The sequence below is a fragment of the Shewanella sp. VB17 genome (assembly GCF_013248905.1).
In the GTDB taxonomy this organism is placed as follows: Bacteria; Pseudomonadota; Gammaproteobacteria; order Enterobacterales; family Shewanellaceae; genus Shewanella.
Genome location: NZ_JABRVS010000001.1, coordinates 1,758,617 through 1,778,650 on the forward strand (window position 1 = coordinate 1,758,617; position 20,034 = coordinate 1,778,650).

At 39.6% G+C, this 20,034-nt stretch carries 15 protein-coding genes and 2 pseudogenes; 12 read left to right on the plus strand and 5 right to left on the minus strand.

Translation table 11 applies throughout. The annotated features are described in order from the left end of the window. Nucleotides 1-215 precede the first annotated feature (215 nt). Nucleotides 216-1,058 carry an HDOD domain-containing protein gene (locus HQQ94_RS07415; RefSeq protein ID WP_173293816.1) on the plus strand — a complete coding sequence of 281 codons (843 nt, stop codon included), beginning with the start codon at nt 216-218 and terminating at the stop codon, nt 1,056-1,058. 121 nt (nt 1,059-1,179) lie between these two features. Here the strand turns inward: HQQ94_RS07415 and HQQ94_RS07420 are convergent, their stop codons facing one another. Further along, entirely contained in the window at nt 1,180-1,626 is a 447-nt protein-coding gene (locus tag HQQ94_RS07420; protein WP_173293817.1) for a thioesterase family protein, read from the minus strand. A gap of 222 nt (nt 1,627-1,848) precedes the next feature. Between HQQ94_RS07420 and HQQ94_RS07425 the strand changes: the two genes are divergently transcribed. From HQQ94_RS07425 to HQQ94_RS07450, 6 genes are all read left to right on the plus strand, one after another. Further along, complete coding sequence (locus HQQ94_RS07425; protein WP_173293818.1) at nt 1,849-4,905, plus strand: EAL domain-containing protein; 3,057 nt, start codon at nt 1,849-1,851, stop codon at nt 4,903-4,905. A 58-nt stretch (nt 4,906-4,963) separates the two neighbouring features. Then, the gene (locus tag HQQ94_RS07430; RefSeq protein WP_173293819.1) at nt 4,964-6,253 is read left to right on the plus strand and encodes a DEAD/DEAH box helicase; all 1,290 of its coding nucleotides are present in this window, start codon (nt 4,964-4,966) and stop codon (nt 6,251-6,253) included. A gap of 496 nt (nt 6,254-6,749) precedes the next feature. Then, nucleotides 6,750-6,998: a hypothetical protein gene (locus HQQ94_RS07435; RefSeq protein WP_173293820.1), complete on the plus strand. Its 249-nt coding sequence runs from the start codon at nt 6,750-6,752 to the stop codon at nt 6,996-6,998. 640 nt (nt 6,999-7,638) lie between these two features. After that, nucleotides 7,639-7,794 carry a hypothetical protein gene (locus tag HQQ94_RS07440; RefSeq protein WP_173293821.1) on the plus strand — a complete coding sequence of 52 codons (156 nt, stop codon included), beginning with the start codon at nt 7,639-7,641 and terminating at the stop codon, nt 7,792-7,794. A 7-nt stretch (nt 7,795-7,801) separates the two neighbouring features. Next, complete coding sequence (locus HQQ94_RS07445) at nt 7,802-8,053, plus strand: group II intron maturase-specific domain-containing protein (RefSeq protein WP_173293822.1); 252 nt, start codon at nt 7,802-7,804, stop codon at nt 8,051-8,053. A gap of 126 nt (nt 8,054-8,179) precedes the next feature. Further along, nucleotides 8,180-8,980: a DUF2071 domain-containing protein gene (locus HQQ94_RS07450; protein ID WP_173293823.1), complete on the plus strand. Its 801-nt coding sequence runs from the start codon at nt 8,180-8,182 to the stop codon at nt 8,978-8,980. A gap of 144 nt (nt 8,981-9,124) precedes the next feature. Here the strand turns inward: HQQ94_RS07450 and HQQ94_RS07455 are convergent. After that, a pseudogene (locus HQQ94_RS07455) lies at nt 9,125-9,655 on the minus strand (5'-3' exonuclease H3TH domain-containing protein); the annotation flags it as partial. 83 nt (nt 9,656-9,738) lie between these two features. On the opposite strand from HQQ94_RS07455, the gene HQQ94_RS07460 reads away from it, so the two are divergent. From HQQ94_RS07460 to HQQ94_RS07475, 4 genes and pseudogenes are all read left to right on the plus strand, one after another. After that, complete coding sequence (locus HQQ94_RS07460) at nt 9,739-10,716, plus strand: transposase (protein ID WP_173293824.1); 978 nt, start codon at nt 9,739-9,741, stop codon at nt 10,714-10,716. A gap of 959 nt (nt 10,717-11,675) precedes the next feature. After that, nucleotides 11,676-12,708, plus strand: a pseudogene (locus HQQ94_RS07465) (IS110 family transposase). A 469-nt stretch (nt 12,709-13,177) separates the two neighbouring features. Beyond that, nucleotides 13,178-13,603, plus strand: a complete 426-nt coding sequence (locus HQQ94_RS07470) for an N-acetyltransferase (protein ID WP_173293825.1) — start codon at nt 13,178-13,180, stop codon at nt 13,601-13,603. 18 nt (nt 13,604-13,621) lie between these two features. Continuing rightward, complete coding sequence (locus HQQ94_RS07475; protein ID WP_173293826.1) at nt 13,622-14,116, plus strand: hypothetical protein; 495 nt, start codon at nt 13,622-13,624, stop codon at nt 14,114-14,116. A gap of 151 nt (nt 14,117-14,267) precedes the next feature. Here the strand turns inward: HQQ94_RS07475 and xni are convergent, their stop codons facing one another. Further along, a complete protein-coding gene (xni, locus tag HQQ94_RS07480) occupies nt 14,268-15,032 on the minus strand; it encodes a flap endonuclease Xni (protein WP_173293827.1) in 765 nt (254 codons plus the stop codon). A gap of 116 nt (nt 15,033-15,148) precedes the next feature. Beyond that, nucleotides 15,149-16,501, minus strand: a complete 1,353-nt coding sequence (ppnN, locus tag HQQ94_RS07485) for a nucleotide 5'-monophosphate nucleosidase PpnN (RefSeq protein WP_173293828.1) — start codon at nt 16,499-16,501, stop codon at nt 15,149-15,151. Nucleotides 16,502-16,917: 416 nt separating this feature from the next. On the opposite strand from ppnN, the gene HQQ94_RS07490 reads away from it, so the two are divergent. Next, nucleotides 16,918-18,723 (plus strand): M61 family metallopeptidase, encoded by a 1,806-nt coding sequence (locus HQQ94_RS07490; RefSeq protein ID WP_375335693.1) that lies wholly within the window; start codon nt 16,918-16,920, stop codon nt 18,721-18,723. A 185-nt stretch (nt 18,724-18,908) separates the two neighbouring features. On the opposite strand, the gene rdgC is transcribed toward HQQ94_RS07490, so the two are convergent. Beyond that, nucleotides 18,909-19,820 (minus strand): recombination-associated protein RdgC, encoded by a 912-nt coding sequence (gene rdgC, locus HQQ94_RS07495; protein ID WP_173293829.1) that lies wholly within the window; start codon nt 19,818-19,820, stop codon nt 18,909-18,911. Nucleotides 19,821-20,034: the final 214 nt, after the last annotated feature.

Genomic DNA, 20,034 nt, shown 5'->3' on the forward strand with positions numbered 1-20,034 from the left:
ATTTTATAGAGTCTGAAAGTAAGTGTTCTCTAGAGTATGTAAGGCATTCAGCATAACAAAAACTAGCAAAATCCATGCATTGAAAATGCTAAAATCAGCTAGTATTTAAGCAAGCTCTAGGCTGTTTTTCTGTTTACTCGCTAAAAATGATGACTTGATAGTTTCACTCACTTTAATACCAGTAAAACAAATGACGAGTCTGAATGGGGATGAAAATGTCAACTGAACATGATTTGTTAGCCAGCCTTTTAAATAAATTAAAAAATGATGAGTTAGTATTACCGACTTTACCTGAAGTTGCGATGAGAATTCAGGAAGTGGTCTCTCAGCCTGATTCAAGTCCTAAGCAGGTTGCTGAAATTATTGGGCAAGATGCAGCTATTTCTGCGCGTATGATAAAGGTTGCTAATAGTGCTTTATATCGTCGAGGTGCTAAAGCTGAAAATGTAAACGGCGCCGTTAGCAGAATTGGGTTAACTCAGATAAAAACGATTGCAACTTCTGCGGCAATGGAACAGTTATTTATCTCAACCAATGAGATGGTTTGGGAGATTATGGATGAGGTGTGGGCTTGTTCTGTTGACGTGACTTCATCGGCTTGTGCTATGTTGACAATCTACAATCAAACTCATCAAGATAGTGGTCTTAGCTTAGATACTCTGACATTAGCAGGTTTGGTACACAACATAGGTTCACTACCAGTGCTTAAGGAAGCTGAAGCACATCCAGAGATGTTTAATGGCATAGAGCAATTAAGGGATCTCGTTCGAAAAATGCAGGGGCCGATAGGTCGTGCTGTGTTGAAAAGCTGGGCATTTGCACCTGAAGTCACAGAGGTTGTTGAGCGATGGTCAGATCTTTCTTACCTTCCTGATAATGTTGGGTATTTGGATTTTATCAGAGTGGCAGCTTTCTATACGGGTGAGCTTAAAGCCGGAGTTGAGATTGAACAGAGGTTAGACTTTTTTGCAAAACGTGGACTACCTGCTTCTGTTGAAAACCTTACTAGTGATGAGTTTTTAGAAATATATCAATCGATTAAATCAAGTTATGAATAAGTCATAGTGTGAGATGATATTACCGTGAATGTGGTTTTTAGGGTCTTCAATGTAGAGTAAATCGTTTCTCGACATACTCATTCTGAATGTCGAGTTGGTATACTGGTGCATATTCACAGTTTTAAAGGACGATAGCTGAATCGAAAGACTGACTGAGTTGGGCAAGTAATTTTGGTGTCATCGGGATTAGCTGGCGGGCTTTATTCATGCATACCATCTCTATATTTGCTGTCACGGCAGGTTTGCTAGTATTGGGGCGCCATATGGTTTGTTTCCAAATGGTTCTGTATTTACTTTCGAAGCAAAATTGGGTGCGAACATCGATAATATCAGCAAATTCTACACCATCATGGCAAAGCATATCACTGCGATAAACGGCGAATCCTAGCGCTTCATTTAACCACAGAGAAGAGAGTACATCTGCACCTATCACATGCTCTCTTGCACGTTCAAAATACTTAAGAAAGTTTGGATGATAAACAACACCTGAAAAATCAGTATCTTCATAATAGATCTGAACGGGGAAGTGGTAAGTTTTACTGTAATTCATCTCTTTCTTGGTTTGCATGGTGTCATCGATCCTAGGAAATGGAGGCTAGTCTAGCATATTGATGATAAAGAGAGGTTATACCTGTTATATATTTAAATATTTTCCACATTATTGTTTAGTCACAATTTCACTATGGTGTTATTTGCTACGATTGAGCTTTGCTCGTGGGCCGCAGTATTGGCATTTATGCTACACTAAAGTCTTGATATTTACCATTTGCTTGCGAGAGCAGTTAGGACTATGGATCCAGATGTAATCTTTACTTTAGTGCAAAATGCTGCGCTGCTTTTAGCGATGGTATTTGTCTATGATGCCGTACCCAAAAAGCAGAAAAGTCAGTACTTTTTTGTTTGGCAGTGCTCCGTTGGTGTCATTATTGCTGGTATTACCATGACGACCATGATGACGCCTTGGGAATATGCCGAAGGCGTATATTTTGATGCCCGCTCTGTCATATTGGGTATTTCGGGACTTTTTTTTGGTGGATTACCAACCTTAGTTGCTGTTGTTATTACTTCATTTTTTCGGTTTTATCAAGCAGGAACGGGCATTCTAGCCGGAGTCGGTGTCATTATCACATCCGGACTCTTAGGCAGTCTATTGCGTTATTATCACTATCGTTCAATAGCCAGTATCTCTAATTTACAGCTCTATTCCTTTGGTTTCGTTCTCCAATTAATCGCTCTTTTTTGGCTTTTTGTTTTGCCATTCGACATGGCGTTAAACATATTAACTGTTATCGCTATCCCTACTTTAATTATCTACCCAGCTGTTTTTCTATTACTTAGCTCATTATTGTCTAGGCGTTTGGAAGGCAAAATAAATGCCAAAATTCAACTGGAAGATGATCTTATTTTTCGATCACAATTTAATATCGGTAACATAGGTATCGCGATTTCTTCAGTGGATCAACACTGGATTAAGGTGAACCCTAGGGTGTGCCAGATGTTGAAATACAGTGAAAAAGAGCTATTGGCTAAAAAATGGGGAGATATTACCTATTTTGAAGATATTCAAACTGATTTCACACATTTTGAACGTATGTTAAAGGGGGAAATTGATGAATATGAAATGGATAAACGATTTGTGGCTAAAGATAACTCAATTGTTTATACCCATTTAACGGTAGCTTGCCAGAGAGTGAATAACGAGGTGCAGTTGATTATCTGTGGATTGTTAGACATTACTTCGCAAAAGTTGGCTGAGGCAGCAATGTGCGCAAGCCAAGAACAGCTAGCTTTGGTACTTGATAGTAGTGAATTGGGAATATGGGATTGGGACATCAAATCGAATAAAGTGGAGAGAAATGTTCGTTGTGCTAGTTTGCTAGGGTGCAGTGTCGATAGGTTAAACAGCGATGAAAGAATGTGGATTAATGCCATCCATATGTCAGATAGGGTTGATGTATTGCATTCGATTGATACACACCTTAAGGGTGAGACATCTCAACATAGTATTGAGTATCGTTTAAATCGTTTTTCTGGTGAAACAATCTGGATCCAAGATTGTGGTAAGGTTGTGAGTAAAGATTTAAAGGGCAACCCTACAAGGATGTGTGGTACACATATGGATATCACCGCCAGAAAAAGAGGCGAAGAGTCGCTCAAGTTGGCCGCCTCTGTGTATAATAATTCCAGTGAAGCGATGAGTGTTCAAGATAACCATGGGAACATTATTACCGTTAATGCCGCATTTACTGAAATAACGGGTTATCAAGAAAGTGAGGTGATCCATCAAAATATCAGCATGCTTCAATGCAGTCGTTCTATCAAAAAAACCTTTGTGCAGATGGGTAGTACGATTGAGGAAACGGGTCGTTGGAGCGGTGAAATCTGGTTAAAACACAAGTCTGGCTCTGAATATATTGTTTCGTTAACTATGAATACCATTCTTGATAATAGAGGATGTGTGTATCGGCGTGTGGCACTTTTTTCTAATATTACCGAGAAAAAACAGGCTGAACATATTATTTGGAAACAAGCCAACTACGATCCCCTAACCAATTTACCGAATCGGCGAATGCTACTTGAATATTTAGGCACTGAGCTACTTAAATCAGATCGCAGTCATCATCATTTTGCTTTGATGTTTTTAGACTTAGATTTATTTAAAGAGGTGAATGATGCACTCGGTCACGATATGGGGGATCTTTTGTTGATTGAAACGTCTAAGCGATTAAAAGGTTGCATTCGTGAATCTGATGTCGTGGCCAGATTAGGAGGAGATGAGTTCACGATTGTGCTGTCTTCGATTGCCGATCACAAAGGAGTAGAGAAAGTGGCTGGAAATATACTTTCGAGACTCTCTGAGCCATTTAGTTTAGAAAATGAAACGGTTTACATTAGTGCGAGCATCGGGATCACGCTTTATCCAGACGATGCTCAAACGATTGATAGTTTACTTAAGAATGCCGATCAAGCTATGTATGCGGCCAAGGAGCAAGGAAGAAATCGATTTCACTATTTTACCCCCTCGATGCAAGAATATGCGAAGCATCGCATGCTGCTTATTCGTGATCTTCGTAGTGCGATAACCAATCAAGAATTCGAAATTTATTTTCAACCTATTGTTGATATGTCGACAATGCAGGTACTTAAAGCTGAGGCACTTATACGTTGGCATCATCCTGAAAGAGGTGTCATCTCTCCCAGTGAGTTTATTCCGGTTGCTGAAGATACAGGTTTAATAACCGCAATAGGTAACTGGGTATTTGAGCAAGCCGCTAAACAGTGTGCGTATTGGCGTACTCAATTTGGTGTTGAAATACAGATAAGCATTAATAAATCTCCTGTGCAGTTTCGTGATGAAGGAGAAAATTTTGAATCTTGGATCACACAGCTGAAAGAATTAACACTTGATTGTAATAGTATCTGCATTGAGATAACGGAAGGTTTATTGCTTGATGGCAATACGGGAGTCAGTGAAAAATTATTGGCATACCGTGATGCAGGTATTCAGGTTTCATTGGATGACTTTGGTACTGGGTACTCTTCTTTGTCTTACCTTAAAAAATATGACATTGATTACCTTAAAATTGATCAATCATTTACCCAAAATTTGGAATCAGATAAAGATGATCACACCTTATGTGAAGCCATTATTGTGATGGCGCATAAACTCGGGATGAAAGTCATTGCTGAGGGAGTCGAGACACAATATCAATTTGATACATTGTTTGCTGCTGGGTGTGATTATGGCCAAGGGTACCTTTTTTCAAAACCACTTCCGGCCGAGGACTTTGAAAAAAAGTATATTATCACGCTCCCTGACTTGAATAACGAAAAGGCATCTTCATAGCTAGTACGCTTTGTTTTTGATAGACTCCGCTTCATTTATTTTTCCAGATGAGATTTCCATGACATTCGATACACTTGGTTTAACTGCTTCAATTATAAAAGCCATGGAGGTATGTGATTATCGGCAGTTAACTGAGGTGCAATTGGCTGTGATCCCCGTAGCCTTAGTAGGCAGTGATCTTATGGCTTGTGCTGAAACCGGAACAGGTAAAACGGCGGCATTTGCTTTACCATTATTGGAAAAATTATTGGCTGAATCGTTAAATGTGAATTCATTACGCGGCTTGATATTGACGCCTACACGTGAACTTGCCATTCAAGTTGCTGATAGCATTTCGCGCTATAGTCAGTTTACTTCATTAAAAACATTGGCGGTTTATGGCGGCGCTAATATGAATCCACAGCGTAAAGCATTAAACGCAGGTGTGGATATATTAGTGGCCACGCCAGGGCGCTTGTTCGATTTTATCGGTCAACATGGTTTAGATCTTTCTGGTGTGACCAGCTTAGTGATCGATGAAGCCGACAGAATGCTTGATATGGGGTTTGTGCGTGATATTGAACGTGTCAAAGCACTCGTTGCTCGTCAACATGTGACCCACTTTTTTTCGGCAACATACAGTGATGATGTCAAAAACTTAGCTTTGAGGATGTTATCAGATCCTCAGTGGATCAATGTGACCACAAGTAAGTCGGCATCGAGCGTAGAACAACAGATTTATTTAGTCGATAAGCGCCGGAAAACCGAGTTATTATCAGAGCTTGTGGGGCGTAATAACTGGCAGCAGGTTTTAGTGTTTGCAAGTTCAAAAGAGAGCGCTGAACATATTCATAAAGAGTTAATACTCGATGGGCTCAAAAGCGCCGTGTTTCATGGGGATAAAACTCAAGGTGCACGAAATAAAGCACTAGAAGACTTTAAAAGTGGCGGGTTACGTGTATTGGTGGCCACCGATGTGGCTGCTAGAGGATTAGATATTCAAGCATTACCTTTGGTGGTTAATATAGAGCTACCGTTTGATGCTCAAGATTACATTCACCGTATAGGCCGCACAGGCCGTGCAGGACTGACAGGTCATGCAATCTCGTTTGTTTGTCCATCCGATGAAAAAATGCTTGATGAAATCGAAGGGTTAATTGAACGTAAACTGCCCCGAATTGTTGTTCCCGGTTACGAAGAAGGTGCACCACTTCCAGCTCGTTATCGTGACAACTCAGCAGTCGTATCGACCAAAAAGCGCGTACAAAGACGTAAAGGCAAGCCTGAGGGTCATAAAAACCAAGGGGGTCGAGGTAAAAACTCGGGTTCAGATAAGACAAGTTATGCAAGTCGCAGAAATAAGTCTTAGCATACATGCTGATATCTTTTTCCTGTGTTAGTGTTCTGGTTTATTATTGCCCCTTTATCATTTTTGCAGGCTAAAAGGTAATCAAACCGAATAAGGTTTTTGCTTTAGAAAAGCTTAATGTGGAAGGCTTTCGTATCGTCTATAAAGTCATGCCTATCCCATCTTTTTCTTCTTGTTCATCAACTCGCACTCTTTAATCGTAAATAGGGCTAGCGGCTTGACCACCAAGGATGGTGGAAATTCAGATATTGCAGGAGCAACATATCAGTCATTCAGACTAATCCTCGCGGATAAGCCCTTGCCATTAGCTAATAGTTAACGTTTAATAACAGCATGTTATTGAACGGTGATCTTCCTATAGGGGACTTTCACCTCATTAGTTCATGCCCATGCTGGGCGTACACAAGCGCAAGCACGCGGAACAATTTTTCGTGGCTTCGCCACTACAAATCGTCCGGTGTTGCGGGCGTTATATTTTAAGGAGAGTTCAGTGGATATGTCTGATAAAGAATCTAAAGGCGTTATGAATATTGGTGATATTGACTGGGAAGAAGGCACACCAGGTAAATTAAAAAATGTTTCTATCGCTGAAATTGAAGCTAAATTAAGCCTTGTCATAGATGAACTCATTGGAAAAGGCGCTGATACAGTTGCTAACATTGATACTATTGATTTTTCTGGTGGAGTAAATTCTTCAGTAAAACTTAATATTACTTTTTCTAAAAAAATGGGTTCTTTATTTTAAATTAAAATATAACAAGGCGCTCAAAAAAGATAGGACACAAAAAAGATAGGACAGGCATATCTTTAGTCTGCTGGGTATTGTTGATGAAAGCAAAGTTTGGTCTCTACCATTCATGATTAACCCTATGAGGGTCAAGAGGACGGAGCAAATCTGGTTCTACAAAGAATCTAAGATACTTTTTCTAATCTGAATCGCCCTAATTAGAACCTAAGAACTAAATTATTTCTGTCCAAAAGCGTGTTAGTAACCAAGAATCAAAATCGAAGAAACAAGGCTTTGCTTTTAACAAAGGTGTAGATACGGCTGCGAGTTTCGGTTTCAAGGATGAAACCGTAAAGCGGCCATGGATGGCTTCACAGCGTCTCGCAGAAGTGTCTACACATAGGCCCACGGCAGGTGATTAATAAAATTTGAAACTTTGGTCATCAATAAGCCTATCAAACACCAAACCTGCCTAATGAACCCAATAAAAAAGATATGTAACACTTGTTAGCCGACAAGTTAACCAATTTTTGTCCAAAACCTTGCTAGTGGCGGCGAGGAGTTATTCATTCTATGGCTGAAAATGTTAGGTTATCTCGTGAGATTACACATTTTATTCGGCGAGTATCTTTCAAATAGTTAAAGGTATTTTTAAATAGTGAAATCTAGAGTTTTATCAGTTTTCTCACCCATCAATGAAAGTTTTCGCGCGCGGCATCAATTTTGGGAGGGACGATTTAAATCGCAAGCTTTACTTGATGATGTAGCCGTACTGCCTTCTAGTTATCAAGAAGACATACGCTACGTAATGTAATGGTCTAATGAAACTGAGAGAGTGGCAGCCACAGTTAAAGCGAAAATTAGTCGGATTTATAAATTATTTTGGTTTGCCAGATAACAGTCGAAGCTTGAGCTATGTATACTGTTATGTTCTGCATAACTTGTATAAATGGCTGAACAGACGCAGTGGTCGTCGAAGTTACAACTGGTGTAATTTCAAGAAGATGTTAGAGTATTTTAGAATTGAGAGCCCAAAGGTCAGCAAGCGTTTGGTGTTGATTGATTGGTACTAGGGTCGTGTTTTACACGAGTGAATAGAGAACTGAAGAGCCGGATGGGGTAGTTCCGCACGTCCGGATCTGTAGGGACGGTTCAGTAATGACCCGCTCTACCACGATTATTTCAAGGAAGATTCGGCATTGAATTTACTAAAGTTAAACGATTTTCTTCACCCAAGACCTTCTCCTAAAGGGATTGACGTTCTATGCAAGTTACAACATTTTGCAATAATCACGTACGCTGTAAATCCTTCTAGATTTGATGGACTTTTTCCTGAACGTTTTAAATTAGATACCTTACAAATAGATGGAGAAGAAAAAGCCTTAATCTCAGTCGTTCCGTTTATCGATGTTGATTTTACATCAGCAGTCTTTCCATTTCCTAAGTTCACTATGGGTCAAACTAATTACAGAATTTATATTATCGATAAAGAAACTAACGAACGGTGTGTTTGGTTTCTGGGTACGACTTTAGATTCTTGGACCGTTGCTGTCCCTAGGCTTTGTTGGAACTTACCTTGGTATAGTGGTGAAGTTAAATTTGATTGTGAATTTGATGAATCACAACAAACATATAGTAAATATAAAATGACGACAGAAGCCACTTGGGCTCCTGCTAAAGTTGAATTAACACAAACCAAAGATTCACAAATTGAATTGTCAGGCTTCCCTAATACAGAAACAGGATTAGTATATTTAACTCATCCTTTAGCTGGTTTTTATCATCGTCGCGATGGTAAATTGGGTACATATAGGGTGTGGCACAAGCAATTAGAAGTATCTTCTGCAAACCTCGAATTTGCTAGTTTTGATTTATTATCTCGCTTAGGTTTAGTCACTCAAGAAGAGCAACAAGTTCCGCATAGCGTACTAATTGAACCAATTAATGAATTTACTATTTATTTACCACCAAAAGTGGTTATATCGAAATATAAAAAATAAGGATAGGCTGCGGGCAGCCGCGTCATTATTCCAAGTGTTGAACAAGCTCGAGCATGACTCTTCTACACAAATCTGTACCACAATGAACGTGTTACAAATCGATGTTCAGAGCAGGTAGCTCAATTAATTTGCAAATTAATTGAGTTATTTTAGTTCAGGAGATCTGAACTGATTTAAATTGGCTTCTAATGCAATATCGGTTTTCAATTGTACCAATTTATAGCTAATTTTAGCCATCTGCTTTCCTATTTAGAGCTTTTTTGCTTGTTTAGCACCAACTTGATCAAGAGAAGCGTAAATATTTGACAAAGAACGGAATATTTTAAGTAATTCACTGGCTGACTTTGGACCTATGCCAGGTACGCCTGGAATTTTATTGCCACTATCACCCGCCAAAGCTAAATAATCGATAAATTGAGACCGCTCAATCCCTAGCCCTTGTTCTCTTTGTTCAATGGTGATGTAGGTTTTATTAAAATGATCCCAACGTTCAATATTGGGGTGAGTTAATTGTGTAAAGCCTTTATCGGTGGAAACAATAATGGCTTTATCTTGATTTTTAACCAGTTTAGTGGCCAGTGTCGCAATAACATCATCGGCTTCAGACTCAGCATTTATCGAATTTATGTTACGTTCGCTTAAATAAACCTGCAATGCCGGCAGTGTGTTAGCTAACAAATCCATAGACAGCCATTGTTAATTGCACTTCCTGTCGCTGTGACTAAAATTTAATCATGGTGATGTCATTGGAGTGAGTTATGCCTCAGCCTAGAAGAACGCTAATCAGTATCGAAGACACGCCTTATTATCATTGTTGTAGCCGTGTCGTGCGCCGCGCATATCTCTGTGGTGACGATAAGTACACAGGGAAAAACTATGACCATCGACGTGGTTGGGTTGAGGCGCAAGTGCTTAAATTATCTGACGTTTTTGCGATTGATGTGGCTGCCTATGCGGTGATGAGTAATCATTTGCATATTGTGTTATATATCGATTTAGATAAAGCCAATGTCTGGTCAGATAGGGAGGTGGTAGAACAATGGCATCAATGCTTTAACGGCACAGCACTCACACAAAAATTTGCTCGAGGTGAAGTGATTGATGAGCACCAAGTGAGTCAGTTAAAACATCTTATTGCGACTTACCGCTCACGGCTGAGTGATATTAGCTGGTTTATGCGATGTCTTAATGAGCCGATTGCTAGGCAAGCCAACTTTGAAGATAACTGCACGGGTCATTTCTGGGAAGGACGGTTTAAATCTCAAGCGCTTTTGGATGAAGCGGCAGTGCTGGCTTGTATGGCCTACGTTGAACTTAATCCGATTCGGGCTAAGATGGCCAATACGCCAGAGAATTCAGACTACACCAGCCTTCAATTGCGAGTCAACGCAGCAATTAATGGAAAGCAACCCGCCAGATTACTGCCCTTTATTGGGGATGAACGACTGAATCAACCCAAAGGCATAAACTTCGCGCTGAAAGACTATCTTGAATTAATTGATGAAACAGGTCGTATTATTCGAGATGATAAACGCGGGGCAATCTCAGCCAATGCAGATAAGATATTAACGAGGTTAAACATTCCTGCTGAAAATTGGCTCAAAATCACCACAGAGTTTGGGCACCTATTTCATGGGCCAGTAGGGACACTGCAAGAGCTAAGTCGCTACTGTGAACACTTAAATAAAAGACGACGGCATTTTTCCACGAGTTGCGAGTATCTTAAAGTAGGCTAGCCGCTGGATTCAAGTAATAAGAGCAACAGAACTCTAATATACCTGTAATAGCATCTTCCTCAGTTTATCAACAGAGCAGATATTCCTTGCCTGAAAATCAACTTTTTACGACAAAAAAACTCATTTTGTTAAGAGTACTCGGTTATATGAGCTTAACACTCCTTCCTTTCATGAGTTGATAGTTGCAAAACATAGAGCGTTCGCTAGAATATAGGTATGTTATTGATTAACAATGGCTGGCTATGATTTGCTCTATGATTTGCTACTAATATACCTGTAATAGCATCTTCCTCAGTTTATCAACAGAGCAGATATTCCTTGCCTGAAAATCAACTTTTTACGACAAAAAACCTCATTTTGTTAAGAGTACTCGGTTATATGAGCTTAACACTCCTTCCTTTCATGAGTTGATAGTTGCAAAACATAGAGCGTTCGCTAGAATATAGGTATGTTATTGATTAACAATGGCTGGCTATGATTTGCTAAAACAAAAAACGTCGATGTTTAATGGCCAATTCGGCATCCCAGCCTCTCGTTCGGAGAGTATAACTTCGCGATACCTCACCCTATTTTGGAAGCTCACAGCCGTATCTACACCCGTTATTTCAAGCAAACATGTCTTTTTTATTTGGCTTTGTTGGTGATTTATCTAGCAGGCGATTTATCTAGCAGGCTGTCTCAAGACAGCCCATAAGACTGATGGGCATATTCTAACCACAAGGATATGTTAAAAACATTATGGGTGTCCACTTAGTGCAATTGCAGCGACTAAGTGATGAAGACAGTAAATATATCTTAAAATCAATAGTTTAAATATTATCTTGCTCGGGTGTATTGTAGGTTGTAAATGGTAAATTTATCTTATTTTAACTATGGGTGATTAGATGGACGCTCCCTAATTCGGCGTCAATGCGCCAAACTGATGTTTCACCATTCAGTTACATTAAGGAGCGTCCACTATGAAAGTTACCACTATTGCTATCGATCTTGCAAAGAATGTCTTCCAAGTACTTGGTATGGATGAGCATGCAAAGTCAGTCTTCAATAAACGGCTTAATCGAGCCCAACTGGCTGAGTTCATGCTGCAGCAACCCGCTTGCGATGTCATATTTGAAGCGTGCTATTCAGCTCATTATTGGGGGCGGAAATTCCTTGCCATGGGGCACAACGTTAAATTAATACCAGCACAACATGTGACCCCATTTGTTCGAGGTAATAAGAACGATAAAAACGATGTATTAGCTATTTTTGAAGCGAGTTTCAGACCTCACATCCGTTTTGTACCTGTGAAAACGGAGGAACAGCAAGAAGTATTAATGCTTCACCGGATCAGAGAGCGCCTTGTTAAACAAAAAAACGGCCTGTACTAACCAAGTTCGAGGTGTATTTGTTGATTTTGGCCTCAGTTTTCCTCAAGGCTACAGCGCATTTGAAAGAGCCATGTGGGAAATTATGAGTGATGAGCATCAGCGACCAATGATAAAATTAATGGCCAATGACTTTTGGGATGAATATCAAACGCTCAACCAGCGCCTTGATCGAATTAACTCATTGATAAAGCAAATTGTTAAGCGAGATCCTAATGGGAGAATTTTATTAACAATCCCTGGTGTTGGGCCAATCATCGCTTCGGCATTTGCAGCCTCAATTGGTGGTGGCCAAGCCTTTAACAGCCCAAAAGAGCTCGCAGTGTGGCTAGGGTTAACCCCGAAACAATTTGCTTCAGGTAATAAGAGTGTCAACGGTAAGATCAGCAAGAGAGGTAATTGCTATTTACGTAAACAATTGATCCATGGAGCAAGGACAGTCGTCAGTCATGCGAGTAAAAAACAAGATGATTTAAACATGTGGATAAATCAGCTGAGGGGTCGAAAAAGCATATGCTGTACCGTTGTGGCAACAGCACATCGTTTGGCAAGACTGATATGGATTTTACTTCAAAAACAGAGCCCATATGAGGCTCAATATGGTGGCTATCATGGCACATGTTAAAAGTGTTGTAGCTATCTTGCCAAGCTCGGTCAGGCCAAGGGTTTTTAGCCCGTCTGGGTGATAAGAGCGGCAAGGTAGCACATTAAAAACTAATCAAGGTTGTGGTAAACGATGAAGTAATGGCTCAGTCCAACCAATGTCAGCCAGAACAGGCCAAGGATATGCAGTAAACATAATCCGTATGGGTGTTTAAATTTTAACAGGCGCAAGGGTACGGATTTCATTTGGGGCGCATTTCCTTTTAAAAAAGACTTGTTAAGCCCGTATATATGGCAGTACAACCGCTTTTAGCGGAAAAGAGTCACATCAAATGACAACGAGATTAGTAGCAGGAAAGTAGATAACTGAGGTTAAAAATACCTTGGTTAGGCAGGTATTAGCTTGACTAACCGGGAGCGTCCATATATGGCTAGTTAACTTTCTGTTTTTATAGTACGTTCTAATCAACAATTTCATAATGAGAATAAAAATGATTAGAATATACAATGAAACTGATATTAGTACTGTCTTAGATATATGGCTTCAAGGATCAATCAAGGCACATAGCTTTGTAGCACCCGAATTCTGGGAGTCACAAGTTGAAAACATGAGAAATATATATATTCCAGCATCACAGACTTTCGTATTTGAATCAGATTCAAAAATCATTGGTTTCTACTCTTTATTTGAGGATACTTTAGCCGCTATTTTTGTATCTCCTGAATTCCAAGGGAAAGGAACAGGTAAGCAACTAATTATTCATGCAAAAAATCAATGTACAGAATTAGAATTAAATGTTTACAAAGAAAATGAAGCGAGTGTTCAATTCTACTTATCTCAAGGTTTCAATATCGTAAGTGAGCAAACAGATGAACATACAGGTCATCAAGAGTACTCGATGCAACAAAAATCATAGCCAGGGATATTTTTGCGTATGCTCCCCAAATTTATACATGAATCATTTGTTGCTCCAATATCTCTAGATACTGAACATTTTCATTTAAAAGTTCTTGAAGACTCACTTGCAACATTAGATTTTGAAGCTGTGATGTCTAGCCAAAAAAGACTCCAAGGGATTTTTGGCTTAGGCTCAGAGTGGCCTAAAATAAACATGTCGTTAGAAGAAAATATTGAAAGCCTCAAAATTCACAAAAAAGAATTTGAATCCAAAGAGGCGTTTGCTTATTCAGTCTTTAATCATAATAAAACTAAATGCCTTGGCTCTGTTTATATAGATCCTAGTCAATCCCCAAATTACGATTGTGAGGTATATTTATGGGTTAGAGATGATAGTTTGGCCTTAGATGAAAAGCTTTATAATGCAGTTATTAAATGGCTATCTAACGATTGGCCTTTTTCTAAAATAGCATTTCCAGGACGATGTATTTCGTGGTTAGAATGGGGTAAACAGTTAAAAGTCGTCTCATAAAAAATAAGGATAGGCTGCGGGCAGCCGAGTCATTATTCCAAGTGTTGAACAAGCTCGAGCATGACTCTTCTACACAAATCTGTACCACAATGAACGTGTTACAAATCGATGTTCAGAGCAGGTAGCTCAATTAATTTGCAAATTAATTGAGTTATTTTAGTTCAGGAGATCTGAACTGATTTAAATTGGCTTCTAATGCAATATCGGTTTTCAATTGTACCAATTTATAGCTAATTTTAGCCATCTGCTTTCCTATTTCGAGCTTTTTTGCTTGTTTAGCACCAACTTGATCAAGAGAAGCGTAAATATTTGACAAAGAACGGAATATTTTAAGTAATTCACTGGCTGACTTTGGACCTATGCCAGGTACGCCTGGAATTTTATTGCCACTATCACCCGCCAAAGCTAAATAATCGATAAATTGAGACCGCTCAATCCCTAGCCCTTGTTCTCTTTGTTCAATGGTGATGTAGGTTTTATTAAAATGATCCCAACGTTCAATATTGGGGTGAGTTAATTGTGTAAAGCCTTTATCGGTGGAAACAATAATGGCTTTATCTTGATTTTTAACCAGTTTAGTGGCCAGTGTCGCAATAACATCATCGGCTTCAGACTCAGCATTTATCGAATTTATGTTACGTTCGCTTAAATAAACCTGCAATGCCGGCAGTGTGTTAGCTAAGGCCTCTGGCATAGGCTTTCTGCCCTTTTTGTAATCATCATAAAGGGATTTTCGCCATGAGGGGGCATTGCCATCCCATACTATCGCGACATGAGTCGGTTGATGATATTTAAGTAATTTATTACAGGCTGAGCCAATGCGAATATCTAGGCCATTAATATCATTTTCATTAGGTTGTGCAGCGTGAATACGACGCACCAAATTTAGACCATCAATGATTAAAAAAGTGTTCATGAGTTGCCACGGGACTTATTTTTATAGGATTATGAGTACAAAACTTATTTTTACTTGGCTAAAGGATACCGAGTATTAGCCTATTATGCAGGTTAATACTCGGTATATGCCGCTTATTACGTATTTATTTTATAACAAGGGAGATATTTACTGCCTGGTAGCTTCATTCTTTGCTGTTTAACAAAGGCCTTCAGGAGCTTATCCATTAGTGCCATCAAGGTGGGATCGCCTTTTAGTTGGAAAGGACCATTCTTAACCACACTTTTAATGGTTTCCATTTTTACATTACCGGCGACAATACCTGAGAAAGCTCTTCTGAGATTGGCTGCTAGTTCTGCTTTATTGGATTGAAAATGTAAGTCGAGGTTACCCATCATTTCGTGTGTTGGATCAAAAGGAAGCTGAAATTCAGGTTCAATTTTTAATGACCAATTGTACTGGTAAGAGTCGCCTAATGCTTTTCGGTGATCTTTAACAACATCCATGCCATGGCTCATCACTCGAGCGACACGAACTGGATCGTCGATGATAATTTCATACTTACTTTGAGCTTCTTTGCCTAAAGTTGCGGCGATAAATTCATCGATGCGCAAAAAGTAATCAGCGCTTTCTTTTGGGCCTGTGAGCACCAGTGGAAATGGCATATCCTGATTTTCTTCGTTAAGCAGTATACCTAATAAATAGAGCAGTTCTTCAGCTGTGCCAGCACCGCCAGGGAAAATCACAATACCGTGACCAAGTCGGACAAAAGCTTCTAACCGTTTTTCTATATCGGGTAGGATCACTAATTCATTAACAATTTGATTGGGGGGCTCAGCGGCAATTATACTTGGCTCTGTGAGCCCAATATAACGTGCTTTAACGATACGCTGTTTAGCATGGCCTATGGCCGCGCCCTTCATTGGGCCTTCCATTGCACCTGGCCCACAGCCGGTACAAATGTTCATTTCGCGTAATCCCAGTTCGTAACCCACATTTTGAGTATATTGGAACTCGATATCATTGATACTATGTCCCCCCCAGCAGACGACAATACTGGGTTCTTCTAAGGGAATAACGTGTCCATTTCTTAGAATATCGAACACAACATTGGTGATATGACTCGGATTGGTTAAATTGATATGACTGAGATTGTCGTAGCGATCACTAAGATAAACAATATCACGTAATACAGCGAATAAGTGCTCTTGAATACCCGCTATTATTTTGCCATCGACAAAGGCTGCTTCAGGTGGATTAATTAGCTCGATTTTTATACCGCGTTCACGACGAAGTATATTGATATTAAAATCACTGAACTGGTGAAACAGACCTTCTGCATTATCACTATGTAGACCTGAGGCGAGCACAGCGAGTGAGCAGCTGCGATAAAGTTGATAAAGCTCACTTTTTGAGTTTTGTTTGAGGCGATCGACTTCCAGTTGGGAAAGTTGATCCATGCTACCTCGAGGACTGACCTTTACTATCATAACAACTCCTTAGCTCTGATGGGAGTTCAAGGGTGTGCTGCAAAAGCACCTTTATTAAGGTGCTAAGCCTACTCCTATTAATGCTAAATAACGGTAGACTTACACGTCAATGGTGACCCAGTTTTTGCTTTTATGTTTAGCTCTGTAGAGTGCTGTATTTACTTGATCAAAGGTATCATTGATCAGCTTATGTACTAAAATTTGTGCAGTACTTATAGATACTGTAACCATAATTTACTGATTTTTAAACTTTAAATGAATACTTTTTATTCTTTTGGTTTAATTAGTTTGATTTTTGTTCATTTCGGGTGACATTTTTATCCAGTATAAACAGAAATTTTTTGGCAATACTGATGTTATACTCGCGAAATAAAATGTTTGAAATAGATAACAATAATAACAGAAGGATGTAAAGAGTGAAGCCGATTATGACATTGATGTTAGTGAGCGAGCTATTTTTTTCAATACCAGTTCAAGCTGAGGTTAATTATCGCGTTGATTTAACCCAGTCTCAGCACCATCTAGCACATGTAGAAGTCGATTTTCCTCGTTCTGATAGTCAAGAGCTTACAGTACATCTCCCTGTGTGGAGAACAGGAAAGTATCAAGTATTACCGCTGGCTGATTCAATCAGAATGTTTAGCGCTAAAGATGATATGGGAGCTGAGTTGCCTGTATCACGTATTGCGAGTGGAGAATGGTTGGTTTCTCTTAGTCAACCTACAGCTGTCTCAATTAGCTATCAGCTTTATGCTAATAAACTGGGACAACGAGTGGGTCATGTCGATGCCAGTCATGCTTTTCTCGATGCCAGTGGCGCATTTGTTTACAGCCCTGAATTTAGAGATGAGCCTATTCGTGTGTCGATGAATGTTCCGTCCAACTGGAAGAGTTATTCAGGCATGTCTGCTGGTGCTCAGGTGAATTCTTTTATTGCCACTAATTATGATGTCTTGGTCGACTCCCCGATTGAAACTGGGATTAATCAACATAGGGTATTTTCAGCCGATGGCCGTGACTATGAATTAGTCGTCTGGGGAGAGGGGAATTATGATATCGAGCAAATGGTTATCGATCTAACGAAATTAAGTGGTGAGGCTGGAGTCATATGGGACGATTATCCGTTTGAACGTTATGTTTATATGGTGCAGGCCACTAGCGGGGAAAGTGGTGCCACAGAACATCTAAATTCGACCATCATTCAAAGACCTAGATTTAGTTATCGTGAACGTGATGATTACTTGGAGTTTATTAAAACAGCATCCCATGAATTTATTCATACTTGGAATGTCAAAGCGTATCGGCCTCAGGATTTGGTACCTTACGATTACCAGCAAGAAAATATTAGTGAACTATTATGGATTGCAGAAGGCTCGACCAGTTATTTTGAGAGTCAATTATTACTGCGGGCGGGCGTGATAACGATCAAAGAATTTCTCGCTGATCTGGCTAAGCGTATCGAAAGAAATGAGTCTACTCCTGGTCGAAAAGTACAATCAGTTGCCGAAGCCAGTGTCAACCAGTGGGCGAGCACTGGTGGTGATTATGCCATCAATCACAGTGCGAATATTTATTTTGAAGGTTTTCTGGTGTCATTAGCATTAGATTTTTCCTTGCTAGACAATACTGATTTAAAGTATTCCTATCGTGATGTGCACAAAAGGCTGTATCGCGAGCACAAGCTTCCTCTTGGGTATGGTGTTGTCGATGTACTCAATATTCTTAAACATATTAGTGGTAAAGATTATAGTGCTTGGTGGCAGAGTCATGTGAATAGCCCTTTGACGATCGATTTTTCTGACTTATTAGCACTATCAGGCTTGAAGATGAATAATGACGAGGGAGCCAAAGTCACGGCTTATTCTGGTATGGATGCCAGTAACACATCTCTTAAATTAAAGCATGTGTTAAAAAATGGACCCGCTTGGAATGCTGGTATTGTACAAGGTGATGACATCGTTGCAATTAATAGTCTTAAAGTATCAGCAGGAGAGCTAAAGTCACGCATTAACGATTTCAAACCAGGTGCCAAAATTGAAGTAACGCTGTTTAGTAATGATAAGCTTAGAACGGTGATTTTAACTTTAGGTGAGCAACCGTTGGATAAACTTCAACTGATCAGTGTGAAGCATCCGAGCCGCCGTCAGAAAGCATTTTTTAAAGCCTGGTTAGGTATCGATTGGCCCTTCGATAAGAAGGGAAATATTAAAGATGAAGATTAATTGTTAAAAGAGAGCGTTATGATTTTTTGGACATCAATAGCAGAGACAAAGTAAATTTCTTACCGTCTTTGGGAAATTGACATAAGTGTTCCAGACACAAAGTAAATTTCTTACCGTCCTTGGGAAATTGACATAAGTGTTCCAGACACAAAAAAGGTGCTAATTAGCACCTTTTTTATGGGTATTTAAAGGGTATCTTCTACACCACCTAACACCTCTACCAATGAATTAATTAAGGCGATAATTTCACTGCCCATAAGGACAAAATCGGCGTCTAAACGTGCCATAGGGTCTTCGGTGCCAATTTCGTCATTGCCAGCTCTGAATTCTTCAGAGAATTTGAGGCGTTTAATGCCTGCATCAGATTGCATCAAAAATGCGATTGATTGACCGAAATGTAGCGCCAGTTTATGTACCTGTTTACCCACTTCGATATGAGCGAGTACTTCATCTTCGGTGAGATCTTGTTGCTTAAAGCGAACAATTCCTCCTTCATCAGAGTCGGTTTTAAATTCAGCCTCATCCTGCATAATAAAAGGTGTTGGTGTGCAGTTTCCTTTCACCCATTCCGTGAGTTGAGTTTCGATAGGGGCTTTAAAGCTTAACGGAATAATGGGCAGTGAGCCTAAGGCTTTTCTTAACAAAGCTAAGAGTTCTTCCGATTTAGCGGCGCTTGAGCTATCGACTAAAATCATTTCAATTTCAGGGATGATAAGAGCATGGATTTGGCTACGTCTGGTGAAAGCACGAGGAAGTAAGGTCATGATGATTTCTTCTTTCATCGCATCCTTTTCTTTTTTAGCCAATTTACGATCTTCTTCAGCTTCAATTTGGGTTATTTTTTCTTCGAGAGCTTCTTTTATCACTTGGCTTGGAAGGATTTTTTCTTCTTTTGTGGCACAGATAAGGTGACGATCACTTGCACTGTGTACTAAAGAAAGGCCTTTTTTTCCCAGTGCGTTAGAGAAACCAAATTTGCTAATGTCTTGGCTTGAACATGGAGAGAAGGTGAAGTCCTCCAATGATTTTTCAAGCGCTTCTGCATCAACAGAGAAAGGTTTATTGAAACGGTAAACAGTCAGGTTTTTAAACCACATAATGAGCGCCCAAGTAAAATTAAAGGCGCAGTGTAAGGCATTGCCGAGTTCGGGTAAACCGCAAAACCTGTAAACATGGCTATCGAATTTTGAGTAGCGTTCATATTTAACAAAAGTGTCATAAAAACATTATCCTATCTTTATTTATTAGTTTTAAAGGCATGTAGGTGGAAAATCACATTATCTTGACTATGTTTTATTTGCACTGAACGAT